Annotated in this window: 12 protein-coding genes and 1 tRNA gene; 9 read left to right on the forward strand and 4 right to left on the reverse strand. The window is 67.4% G+C overall.

What is annotated here, in order from left to right:
• The first annotated feature begins 27 nt into the window (after positions 1–27).
• Genes NA10_RS01440 through NA10_RS01450 form a run of 3 tightly spaced genes read left to right on the forward strand, consistent with a single transcriptional unit; the run spans position 28 to position 2,860 of the window.
• Positions 28–1,128, forward strand: a complete 1,101-nt coding sequence (locus NA10_RS01440) for an enoyl-CoA hydratase/isomerase family protein (protein WP_067562276.1) — start codon at positions 28–30, stop codon at positions 1,126–1,128.
• Positions 1,125–2,033 carry a 3-hydroxyisobutyrate dehydrogenase gene (gene mmsB / locus NA10_RS01445; protein ID WP_245676945.1) on the forward strand — a complete coding sequence of 303 codons (909 nt, stop codon included), beginning with the start codon at positions 1,125–1,127 and terminating at the stop codon, positions 2,031–2,033. The genes NA10_RS01440 and mmsB overlap by 4 nt, the downstream gene beginning before the upstream one ends.
• Entirely contained in the window at positions 2,033–2,860 is an 828-nt protein-coding gene (locus NA10_RS01450; RefSeq protein WP_067562279.1) for an enoyl-CoA hydratase, read from the forward strand. Before mmsB ends, NA10_RS01450 begins: the two co-directional genes overlap by 1 nt.
• A gap of 35 nt (positions 2,861–2,895) precedes the next feature.
• On the opposite strand, the gene NA10_RS01455 is transcribed toward NA10_RS01450, so the two are convergent.
• Together NA10_RS01455 and NA10_RS01460 are read right to left on the reverse strand one after the other, a co-directional pair.
• Positions 2,896–3,933, reverse strand: coding sequence for a hypothetical protein (locus NA10_RS01455; protein WP_067562282.1), 1,038 nt, complete (start codon positions 3,931–3,933; stop codon positions 2,896–2,898).
• A gap of 76 nt (positions 3,934–4,009) precedes the next feature.
• Complete coding sequence (locus tag NA10_RS01460) at positions 4,010–4,552, reverse strand: MarR family winged helix-turn-helix transcriptional regulator (protein WP_067562385.1); 543 nt, start codon at positions 4,550–4,552, stop codon at positions 4,010–4,012.
• A gap of 90 nt (positions 4,553–4,642) precedes the next feature.
• On the opposite strand from NA10_RS01460, the gene NA10_RS01465 reads away from it, so the two are divergent.
• Entirely contained in the window at positions 4,643–5,464 is an 822-nt protein-coding gene (locus NA10_RS01465; RefSeq protein ID WP_245676946.1) for a thioredoxin-like domain-containing protein, read from the forward strand.
• 63 nt (positions 5,465–5,527) lie between these two features.
• Positions 5,528–5,601: transfer RNA gene (locus NA10_RS01470), tRNA-Cys, on the forward strand.
• Positions 5,602–5,677: 76 nt separating this feature from the next.
• Here NA10_RS01470 and NA10_RS01475 read toward each other — a convergent pair.
• Positions 5,678–6,184: an Rv0361 family membrane protein gene (locus NA10_RS01475; protein ID WP_067562287.1), complete on the reverse strand. Its 507-nt coding sequence runs from the start codon at positions 6,182–6,184 to the stop codon at positions 5,678–5,680.
• A 151-nt stretch (positions 6,185–6,335) separates the two neighbouring features.
• Between NA10_RS01475 and NA10_RS01480 the strand changes: the two genes are divergently transcribed.
• The 3 genes from NA10_RS01480 to NA10_RS01490 are packed head-to-tail and all read left to right on the forward strand — an operon-like array spanning position 6,336 to position 10,027.
• On the forward strand, positions 6,336–7,355 hold the full coding sequence (locus NA10_RS01480) for an iron ABC transporter substrate-binding protein (protein WP_067562289.1): 1,020 nt from the start codon (positions 6,336–6,338) through the stop codon (positions 7,353–7,355).
• A gap of 3 nt (positions 7,356–7,358) precedes the next feature.
• On the forward strand, positions 7,359–8,909 hold the full coding sequence (locus NA10_RS01485) for an ABC transporter permease (protein WP_067562292.1): 1,551 nt from the start codon (positions 7,359–7,361) through the stop codon (positions 8,907–8,909).
• A complete protein-coding gene (locus tag NA10_RS01490) occupies positions 8,906–10,027 on the forward strand; it encodes an ABC transporter ATP-binding protein (RefSeq protein ID WP_084514202.1) in 1,122 nt (373 codons plus the stop codon). The genes NA10_RS01485 and NA10_RS01490 overlap by 4 nt, the downstream gene beginning before the upstream one ends.
• Positions 10,028–10,030: 3 nt before the next feature.
• On the opposite strand, the gene NA10_RS38035 is transcribed toward NA10_RS01490, so the two are convergent.
• Positions 10,031–10,885 (reverse strand): DoxX family protein, encoded by an 855-nt coding sequence (locus NA10_RS38035; RefSeq protein ID WP_084514203.1) that lies wholly within the window; start codon positions 10,883–10,885, stop codon positions 10,031–10,033.
• 181 nt (positions 10,886–11,066) lie between these two features.
• On the opposite strand from NA10_RS38035, the gene NA10_RS01500 reads away from it, so the two are divergent.
• The gene (locus tag NA10_RS01500) at positions 11,067–11,420 is read left to right on the forward strand and encodes a hypothetical protein (protein ID WP_067562295.1); all 354 of its coding nucleotides are present in this window, start codon (positions 11,067–11,069) and stop codon (positions 11,418–11,420) included.
• Positions 11,421–11,551 lie beyond the last annotated feature (131 nt).

Below are 11,551 nucleotides of genomic sequence, written 5' to 3' on the forward strand. Positions count from 1 at the left end.
CCCGTTCGCGCCGGGAAGGACAACAGCATGAGTGAGAACGCCGTGGAACCCGAGGTATTGATCGAGCAGCGTGACGGGCTCGGCCAGATCACGCTGAATCGGCCCCGGGCGATCAATGCGCTGAATCACCCGATGGCGCAGACCATCCTGGACGCGCTGCGCGCCTGGGCGGCCGACGATTCGGTGCGCACCGTCCTGCTCACCGGCGCGGGGGAGCGCGGGCTGTGTGCGGGCGGCGATATCGTGGCCATCCACACCGATGCGAAGAACGCTGTCGCACACGGTGATTCGCCGTGGGCCGCCGCCGATTCGCCGAGCGGGCGGTTCTGGCGGGACGAGTACATTCTGAACGCGCTCATCGGCAATTACCCCAAGCCGTACGTGGCCATCATGGACGGCATCGTCATGGGCGGCGGCGTGGGCCTGTCCGGGCACGCCTCGCATCGCATCGTCACCGAACGCTCCAAGGTCGGCATGCCCGAGACCGGTATCGGCTTCATCCCCGATGTGGGCGGGACCTACCTGCTCTCGCGCGCACCCGGCGAGATCGGCACCCATATCGCGCTCACCGCCGCGCGCATGACCGCCGGTGACGCCATCGCGGCCGGATTCGCGGACGCTTTCGTGCCGTCGGAACACCTTCCGGCACTGGTGGAGGCGCTGCACACCCTCGACGCGGCGGACGCCATCGCCAAATACGCTCAGCCCGCGCCGGTTTCGGAATTCATCGCCCAGCGCGACTGGATCGACTACTGCTACGGCGCGGACTCGGTCGAGGAGATCGTGCACCGGTTGCAGACCGACGGGCGCGCCGAGGCCGCGCAGGCCGCCGCCGATGTGCTGTCGAAATCGCCCGTGGCGCTGAAGGTCACGCTGCGTTCGCTGCGCGGGGCGCGCAAGGCCGCCAGCCTGGAAGAGGTGCTGAACCAGGAGTACCGGGTCTCGGCCGCCTCGCTGAACACCCACGATCTGGTGGAGGGCATCCGCTCCCAGGTCATCGACAAGGATCGCAATCCGCAGTGGCGTCCCGCCACCCTCGCGGATGTCACCGACGCCGATGTGGACGCCTACTTCGGCGCCCTCGGGGATCGCGAATTGGGTTTGGCCACACCGAAGGATCAACTGTGAGCAGTGAGAACGTCAGCAAGAAGGTCGGATTCCTGGGGCTGGGCCACATGGGCGGTCCGATGGCCGCCAACCTGGTCAAGGCCGGGTACGAGGTGCTGGCCTTCGATCCCGTGCCCGCCGCACAGGAGCAGGCCCGGCAGGACGGCGCGACCGTGGTCGCGACACCCGTCGCGGCCGTCGCGGAATCGGAAATCGTCATCACCATGCTGCCCAACGGGCGCATTGTGCTGGACCTCTACAACGACGTGCTCTCGGCGGCGAAGCCGGGCACGCTGTTCGTGGACTGCTCCACCATCGACGTGGACGATGCCAAGTCCGCCGCGGAACTCGCTGTGGCAGCGGGGCATCGGGCCCTGGACGCCCCGGTCTCCGGTGGCGTCGCGGGCGCCGCGGCCGGAACCCTCACCTTCATGGTGGGCGGCGCGGACGAGGATTTCGCCGCCGCCCTGCCGCTGCTCGAGGTCATGGGCGGCAAGGTCGTGCACTGCGGCGGCGCGGGTGTCGGCCAGGCCGCCAAGGTCTGCAACAACATGATCCTGGGCATCTCCATGATCGGACTCTCCGAGGCCATCGTGCTCGGCGAGAAACTGGGCTTGACGCACGAGAAGTTCTTCGACGTGGTCTCCACGGCCTCCGGGCAGTCCTGGGCGCTCACCTCGTACTGCCCGGTGCCCGGACCGGTGCCGACCAGCCCGGCCAATAACGACTACCGGCCGGGATTCGCCACCGCGCTCATGACCAAGGACCTGGGCCTGGCGGCAAATGCCCTGCAGGCCAATGGCATCGACGGGCAGATCGGTTTGCTGGCGGCGGAGATCTACAACCGCTTCAACCAGGAGGAAAGCGATAAGGATTTCTCGGCTATCGTCACCGATATCCGTAAGCGATCTGGAGGAGAACAGTGATGACTGCATCGCGCAGCGATTCAGTGGGTGGCGGCGGTCGGGAGGCGGGTGGGCCAGACTTCGAGACCATTCTGCTGGAGCGCAAGGGGCGGGTCGCGCTCATCACGCTCAATCGGCCGAAGGCACTCAACGCGCTGAACTCGCAGGTCCTGGCCGATATCTCGGCCGCCCTCGACGAGCTCGAGAATGACAACGAGATCGGCGCGGTCGTGCTGACCGGCTCCGAGCGCGCCTTCGCGGCGGGTGCGGACATCAAGGAGATGTCCGAGAAGTCCTACATGGATATGTTCCTCACCGATCACTTCGCGGGCTGGGACCGACTCGTCGCCTTCCGCAAGCCGATCATCGCCGCGGTCGCCGGGTACGCCCTCGGCGGCGGCTGTGAACTCGCCATGATGTGCGACCTCCTGCTCGCCGCCGATACCGCCAAATTCGGTCAGCCCGAGATCAAGCTCGGCGTCATCCCGGGGATGGGCGGCTCGCAGCGCCTGACCCGCGCGGTCGGCAAGGCCAAGGCCATGGACCTCATCCTCACCGGCCGCAATATGGACGCCGAGGAGGCCGAGCGCGCGGGCCTGGTCTCACGCATCGTCCCCGCCGCCGACCTGGTCGCCACCGCCCTCGAAGTGGCCGAGACCATCGCCTCGATGTCGCTGCCCTCGGTCATGATCGCCAAGGAAGCGGTCGACCGCGCCTTCGAGACCACCCTCACCGAGGGCCTGCGCTTCGAACGCCGAGTCTTCCACTCGCTCTTCGCCACCGAGGATCAGAAGGAAGGGATGGCGGCCTTCGTCGAGAAGCGGCCCGCCAACTTCGGCAACAAGTAGTCCGGGCGGGTTCGGGGGTTCCGCCCCCGGACCCGTCAATGTTTGGACGGCCCAACCACTTCCACGGTCGGCGGCTTCCCGTCGGTGTGCTCGCCCTCGTGATTCATTGCCAGCGCGCCCGCGATGGTGCCGCCGAGCGTGGCGGTGACGGCAAGGGCCGCGACCAGCTTGCGGCGCGAGGGCGTGTCCTGCCCGCGCAGGGCGGGAACCGGATTGAAGCGCACGCCGCGGACCCGGCGGGCGGAGGGCCGCTCGGCGGCCAGCAGCACCGCACCGCGGGTGGAGACGAATTCGGGCTCCGGATCGTAGATCAACGGAAGATCGAGCTGCTGTTCCAGCTCATCGCGAATGCTCTTATTACGGGTGCAACCGCCCAAAAGCGCCATACCGCAGGGGTGCACACCGGTCTCGTCGATCATCTGCCGCACGAACGAAACCGAATGGTGCACACCGGCCGACACCAAATCGGCGAAATCACTGCGGGTGATGACCGCGCGATGCCCGTCGATCGGATCGCAGACGGTGATGACGCGCTCGGTGGCCAGGGCTTCCTTATGGCGGCGACTGGTGGGTAGGTCCACACTCACCCCGCCGCGCACCAGTAACCAGCGCAGTAGCGCGTCATGCCCGTCACCGCCGAGCACCGTACTGCGTTTACTGGCCAGGATCGCCTCGGTGCGGCAGTCGATCTGGGTCAGCGTCAAACCCGATGCGCCCAGGTCATAGAGGAGTATCGAGCCCTCCGAGGGCAGTCTGCCGGTGAAGCGCAGATAGCGGAGCTGGGCGACCTGCTCGTCGATGACGGTCAGGCGATTGCGGCCCGCCGTGGTGCGAATGGCATCGGCGTGCGCCGAACAGCGACAGGTGACCGCGATGCCGGTAATGAACTCGTCGCGCTGATCAGCGGATCCGCGCATGAGCCGGATGGCCTCGAAGACACCCTCCTCGATACCACCGCCGGTGCGGCGCGGCACCCGACAGCGATCGATCGGGGGCAGATGCGGCTGGTCGGAATGGGTCAGCATGGCACGCGCACCAGCCGCGCCAGCTGACACCCCGAGGACCAGCACCATGGCCTCAATGGTGAACCTTTTACGAGCCGATTCCAAGACTAAGACGCAGGAAATTGGCTGATCGGATGCTGGACGGTTACTGCGGACCCCATCGGGTCGGCGAGCCACCGCTGTCGAAGTCGCCCGCGGTCTGCCGGAATTCCGCCAGCAATTGCAGCAGCAGCTGTAATCGCTCCGGTTCCAGACCGGGATTGGCGAAGACCTGCCGGTTCAGGCCGGTGGTGGCCTTGGCCACCAATTCCCTTCCGGCATCGGTGATTTCGATCAAGGTCGCACGCCGGTCACTCGGATGCGGCACCCGCCTGACCAACTCCGCCGCCTCGAGTCGATCCACCGTATTGGTGACGCTCGTCGGATGCACCTGCAATCGCGCACTGGCCATCGCCATGGGGAGCGCGCCGGTTTTGCTGAAGCTCAACAGCATCAGTAGCTCGTACCGCGAAAACGTCAGCCCCGAGGGCTTGAGCGCCTCATCCACCCGGGCCATCACGATTTGCTGGGCCCGCACCAGAGAGGTAACTGCGGCCATCCCGTCGGCGACCTCGCCCCAGCCGTGTTCGGTCCACTGGCGGTGCGCCTCCTCGATCGGATCGAGCGGCAGGGGACGTGGCCGGGACATGCCCACGATCATCGCATGAGAAGCACTCGTATTCCGCCGCACCGGACCCTATTTCGGTGTCGTAGTCTTTGCGCTACAAGGAGGCAGTACGTGACCAACCCGCTCGGCCCGAAGTTCGACCCGACACCAGCACCTCGGGGCCCGTACAGTGTGCCGTTCCCAGAGTTCGCTCCGCGCAAGCGCAATCGGAAGCCGCTGCTGCTCGGACTTGTCATCGCGGTCATCGCCGCCGGTGTCGCGGGCCTGCTGCTGTGGCCGCAGCACGCGGGTGGTGACCCGACCGACGCCAAGGACGAATTCGCGCCCACCGCCGCCGACCACGACCCCTCCACTCGAATCAACGGCGTCATCCGCAAGGAGTATCCGGCGGGCGTGCACGTGGCGAGCAATCAGCGGGTCGCCTACACCCAGACCCCGCCCTTCGGCGGTGCGCACGACGGTTCCTGGCTGCCCTGCACGGGTGTGAACTTCACCGTCGCGATCCGCAATGAGAACGCGGTGCACGCGCTCGAACACGGTGCGGTGTGGATCGCCTACAACCCCGCCACCCTGGACGCCGACGGGCAGGCCGTGCTCGCGGGGCGGGTCATCGCCAAGCCGTACATGCTCATGTCGCCGTACCCGGGCCTGGACGCGCCCATCTCGCTCCAGTCCTGGGGGCATCAGCTCAAGCTCAGCGACGCTCGCGATCCCCGCGTCGCCCAGTTCATCACCGCGCTGCGACTGAACCAGTACACCTACCCCGAGCCGGGCGCGAGCTGCTCCAACCCGACCATCGACCGCAACAACCCGCCGCTGTTCGATCCGAATCCGCCGGGACCGGACGCCTATTCGGAAGCCGGGGTCGCTCCGCCCCCGCCCCCGCCCGCCCCGGAACCGCCGCCGGGACCGGAGCCCGCACCCGAACCCTGATTGAAATCAGGATGATTCGAACCATGGCTCCGAATCGCCACACCCGACATCATTGACTTCGATGCGGGTGTGACCGAGGGGCCAGGTAGCGGTCTGCAAAGCCGTATACGCGGGTTCGATTCCCGCCGCTCGCTCCAAATGTGCAGTCCCCCATGGAATTTCATGGGGGACTGTTTCATTGTGCGGCTGGGTCCGCAGCAGGTCATGGCCGGGCTACCTGCCGTCGGTCGAGCACACCCGCCATGTGCCCTGCTCCCTGCGGAGGTGTTCGGTCGCGGTGGTGGTCTTGTCGTCGGATCCCGGAACGACAAGTGCGCCGGTCATTTTCGCGGTGGCGAGATCGCCGGTGACGGTGATCTCGCCGACCCCGGCGATGCGGAGCTCCATCCGGCCCTGTTCGGCCGCGGCCTTCTGGGCGGCCGGGAGTGCGTCGTATTCGGCGCGGTCCGCGGCGCACGACTTGGTGACCGCGACCCCCGGACCCTTGGCCGCGAGTGTGCCGTAGAAGTCGCGAATCGCGGCGTCGATGCGCGCACTGTCGCCGGGGGAATCCTTGCCGGACAGCGAGACCGCCGTCGCGATACCGCCGCCGACCACAATGACGGCGGCCGCGATCACGCCGATGACCAGTGGTTTGCGTCCACCCCCGCGACCTTTGCCGGAGGGTTGCTGATCGTCCGTTACGGGACTGTACGGTTGTCCGCCGGGCGGCAGGGTCATCGAGTTCCTTCGATCGGTCCACCACTGAATGTCCGCAGACTACGGCAAATCGGTTGCGATTCGGTGGGGTGCCGGATCTGTCCGCCCCGGGAGGCGGTAGGTTGGTTAGCCAAACCTCAGGAATGAGGATTGGCATGTCGAAAGGACGGTCATGGCAGCGGCTCGATGGAAACTGGTGTCCGGCGCGATCGCCGCGATTACCCTGCTGGCGGCGACGGGATGCTCCAATTCGTCCAAGGACGACAATGAGATCCTGGTCTACAACGCCCAGCACGAATCGCTGACCAAGGAATGGGCCGACGCATTCACCAGGGAGACCGGAATCAAGGTCACCCTGCGGCAGGGCGGTGACACCGATCTGGGCAACCAGCTCGTCGCCGAGGGCAAGAACTCGCCCGCCGACGTCTTCTTGACCGAGAACTCCCCGGCCATGGCGCTGGTCGAGAACGCCGGACTCTTCGCCGACGTGGATCCCAACACCCTCGCCCAGGTGCCCGAGCAGTTCCGCCCCTCCACCGGCAAGTGGACCGGAATCGCCGCCCGCTCAACCGTTTTCGTCTACAACACCGGCAAGGTCGGTGACGATCAGCTGCCCAAGTCGCTGCTGGACCTGCAGCAGCCGCAGTGGAAGGGCCGCTGGAGCGCGGGCGTGTCCGGCGCTGACTTCCAGGCCATCGTGGCCGCCCTGCTCGCCCTCCAGGGCGAGGACGCCACCAAGGCGTGGCTCAAGGGAATGAAGGAGAACGCCATCGCGTCGCAGAACAATGTGACCACCATGAAAGGCGTCAACTCCGGTCAGTTCGACGGTGGCGTGATCTACCACTACTACTGGTATCGCGATCAGGCCAATACCAAGGAGAGCAGCAACAACACCAAGCTCTACTACTTCAAGAACCAGGATCCGGGCGCCTTCATCTCCATTTCCGGTGGCGGCGTGCTGAAGTCGAGCAAGAAGTCCGAGAACGCCCAGAAGTTCCTGGCCTTCATCGCCTCGCAGCAGGGCCAGCAGGTGCTGCGCGACGGCGACTCCATGGAGTACCCGGTCTCGGCCACCGTCGCCGCCAATCCCGCATTGCCGCCACTGGCGAGTCTGGACGCGCCCAAGGTCGATCCGAGCAAGCTGGATGCCAAGAAGGTCACCCAGCTCATGACCGAGGCGGGCCTGCTCTAAATCATGGCTGTCCGGACCGCTGTCGCCGCCCGGGCCCTCCGGCCCGGGCCGCTCGTCACGACGGTCGCGCTGCTGCTGGTGGCCGCGACCTTCGTGCCGCTGGGCTATATCGTGTCCACGCTCTTCAGCACCGGATTCCATGAGACCGCACAGCTGGTCTTCCGGCCCCGAGTCGGTGAATTGCTGCGCAACACAGTGAGTTTGGTGGTCATCACGGTCCCGGTCTGCCTGGTGCTCGGCATCGGACTGGCCTGGATCGTGGAGCGCACCGATGTGCCCGGCACCGCCTGGTGGGGACCGATATTCGCCGCGCCGCTCGCGGTTCCGGCCTTCGTCAACAGCTACGGCTGGGTGAGCGCCTTCCCGTCGCTGAACGGATTGTGGGCGGGCGTGCTCATCGCCACCGTCTCGTATTTCCCGCTGGTGTACCTGCCCGCCGCCGCCACCCTGCGCCGCCTGGATCCGGCGGTGGAGGAGTCCGCGCGGGCGCTGGGCTCCGGGCCGATCGCGGTCTTCGTGCGAATCGTGCTGCCGCAGTTGCGATTGGCCATCCTCGGCGGTGGACTGCTGATCTCGCTGCATCTGCTCGCCGAATACGGCGCGTTCGCCATGATCCGCTTCTCCACCTTCACCACCGCCATCTTCGAGCAGTACCAGTCCAGCTTCGCCGGAGCGGCGGGCAGCACGCTCGCCGGTGTGCTGGTGGTGCTGTGCCTGGTGCTGTTGGCCGGTGAGGCCGCCGCACGCGGTAATGCCCGCTACGCCCGCATCGGCAGCGGCGTACCCCGCGCCGCGACCCGGGTCCGACTGGGCATCAACAAGATTCCGGTCTTCCTGCTGTTGACCGCCGCGCTGGTGGCGGCACTCGGCGTACCGCTGTGGACCATCATCCGCTGGCTGCGCATCGGCGGAGCCAAGGTTTGGGTGATGGACGATATCGGTGAATCCCTGGGCCAGACCATCGGATTGGCCGCCACCGCGGCCGTCGTCACCACGCTCTGCGCCTTCCCGGTCGCCTGGATCGCGGTGCGCTCCACCTCACGCTTCGCCCGAATCATCGAGGGCGCCAACTACATCACCAGTTCGCTGCCCGGCATCGTGATCGCGCTGGCGCTGGTGACGGTGAGCATTCGCTGGCTGCCGGCGCTCTACCAGACCGCGGCGACGGTGCTGGCCGCGTACACGCTCATGTTCCTGCCGCGCGCCCTGGTCGGCGTGCGCGCCGGGTTCGCCCAGGTGCCGATCGGGCTGGAAGAGGTGTCGCAGGCGCTCGGCAAATCCCGGCCCGTGACCTTCCTGCTCGTCACGCTGCGGCTCACCGCGCCCGCCGCGGCCTCGGCGGCGGCCATGGTCTTCGTGGCAGTGGCCACCGAGCTGACCGCCACACTGCTGTTGGCCCCCAATGGAACTCGCACCCTGGCCATGCGGTTCTGGTCGCTCTCGGGCGAACTGGACTACGCGGCGGCCGCACCCTATGCGCTGATCATGATCCTCGCGGCGGTGCCGGTCACGTATCTGCTGTTCACTCAATCCAGGAAGGCGGCCGGGCTATGAGTCGTCTTGTCGTCGAGAACGTAGGCAAGACCTTCGGGGCGACCCGGGTGCTGGACGGCATCCGGCTCGATGTCCCCGACGGCAGCTCCACCGCGGTGGTCGGCTCGTCCGGCTGCGGTAAGACCACGCTGCTGCGGATCATCGCCGGATTCGAGAATCCGGACACCGGATCGGTCACCGTCGGATCGGAAGTCGTTACCCGGCAAGGCTTCTCGCTGCCGCCGCACCGCCGCAAAATCGGCTATGTGGCGCAGGACGGTGCGCTCTTCCCGCATCTGACCGTCGGCCAGAACATCGCCTACGGGCTCAACGGCGGTCTCGCCGGGCGGCGAAAGCATCGGCAGCAGGTGCGTGAACTGCTCGAAATGGTCTCGCTCGGAGCGGATTACGCGGATCGGCGGCCGCATCAGCTCTCCGGCGGCCAGCAGCAGCGGGTGGCCCTCGCCCGGGCGATGGCGCGCAAACCCGATCTCATGCTGCTCGACGAACCGTTCAGCGCCCTCGATACCGGACTGCGGGCCGCGACCCGGCAGGCCGTCGCCGATACGCTACGCGCGGCCGGAATGACCAGCATTCTGGTCACGCACGATCAGGAGGAGGCGCTGTCCTTCGCCGATCAGGTCGCGGTCATGTGCACCGGGCGATTCACCCAGGTCGGTACGCCCGAACAGGTGTACGCGGCGCCCGCGGACCTGTTCACCGCCGGATTCCTCGGCGACACCGTCCTGCTGGACGCGACCCTGCGCGCCGATGCCGCGGAAACGGCGCTGGGCCGGATACCGGTGCAGGCCGATGCCCCGGCCGGCGCCGCGACCGTCATGATGCGTCCGGAACAGCTTGTCGCGCACGTGGTGTCGAATGGCGATCCGGGCTGCGCGACCGTGCGCGGGGTCGAATTCCGGGGCGCGGACGTCATGCTCACCCTGGACCTGGACGGGCGGGCCGAACCCATTCAGGTGCGCCGCGTGAGCGTGGCCGCGCCGACCGTGGGCGACCGCGTCGAACTCGAGGTACTCGGTGCGGCAGTGGCATTCACCTCCGAGCAGTGCGCGGCGGCGGCCGAGCTGGGCACGAGCGCATCCCGCGCGGCCACCACGCGGGATGCCCTGGCCGTGTGACCCTCACGCCCTCGGGGCGAGGGTGTGCACCGGATGCGGCACGGTACTGCCCAGGGTGCGCCCGCCGGTGCGCAGCGCCCACGAAATCAGCACGCAGAGCGCGAAGGACGATGTCCACAGCTTGTGGCTGACAATGGAGCCGAACGCGATATGCGAGCCGAACGCGCCCGCGAAATCGTAGAACGCGCCCGCATAGGCCCATTCCTTGAGACGCGGGAAGCCGGGGGCCAGGATTGTCAACGCGCCCAGCACCTTCCACGCACCCAGGAGGTACATGAAGTACGTCGGATAGCCCAGCTCGATCATGCCGCCCGCCGTACCGCCGCGCTGTGCCAGATCCGCCACCCCGCCGGTGAGCAGCACGAAACCGATGACGGCGGTGGCGGTCCAGAAGCCCACCTTGGCGAAGATGTTGCCCGCCAGGCGATCCGCCCACGACAGCGTGACGACGCGGCGGGACTCCGGCCGCAGCGCCCACGAAACGCCGGTGATGGCGGCGAATCCCAGCGGTCCGACCGCGGCGCCGTAGTCACCGTCCACCGCGAGCGAGATCGACGCGCCGGTGTAGATGAACAGCACGCCCGCGTACACCCACTCCTTCAGGCGCGGAAAGCCGGGCACCACAAGGACTATCGCGCCCGGAATCTTGGCGATGCCGATCAGCACCGCGACATAGGTCGGATAGCGGAGTTGATCCTCGATCACATCCTTGACGTAATCGATGCGCAGAATGTCCCACACCCCGCCCATCGCCGATTCGACGGCGATGATGGCGGTGGTCACCCAGTAGGCGATGACGCGGGCTCGGTGATCGGTGGTCAGCAGCGTGCGCACGGGTGTGCGCGACAGCGTGGTCATGGGTCTGTCCTCGATAGATGTTGCCGCCCAAGGGCGATATCGAACGGTCGGGTCTATGACCACCGCCGCGGCGTGAATGTGACAGCCCCGCCGCGCGCTCGGCGTGCTGCCCCCGGCGCGGCGTGCGAGCACCTATATTGACGCGGGGGCGAATTGCCCCGGTTCGACCTAAGGAGTCCCGGTGCGCAGCACGCTGTTCGTCCTGTCCGTCCTCGGCGCGGCAACCGTTCTCGCCCCGTCGGCCTCGGCCCAGCCGCCCGCGGGCGACGCCGCGGTGAAGGTGCAGGCCGTGTACGGCGTCGAACAGTTCCCCATCGCGGACGTCACCGCAGCTATCACCCCGTGCGCGGGCGGCGCGGCCACCACCGTCACCACCGCGCGCGACGGCAACGCCACCTACACCGGCGGCGCGGGCTGCTACCGCGTTCAGGTCACCACCCCGACCGGCTGCGCGCTCGACGGCGACGCGGCCCAGCAGGTGAACGCGGTCCCCGGAATCACCCCGACCGCCACCTTCCGCTTCCGCTGCGCCTAGCGGTTTCCCGCACGACCCAATCGGCCGGTCATCACCCGGAGGCATCCCGCCGGGCCATGGGCAAGATCACTGCCCCCGACCCGCATGCGCATTTGCTGTTAATCTCGCAAACAGTTAGCTGTTAGTTCTGC

The organism is Nocardia acidivorans NBRC 108247, from assembly GCF_001625085.1.
Lineage (GTDB): Bacteria > Actinomycetota > Actinomycetes > Mycobacteriales > Mycobacteriaceae > Nocardia > Nocardia acidivorans.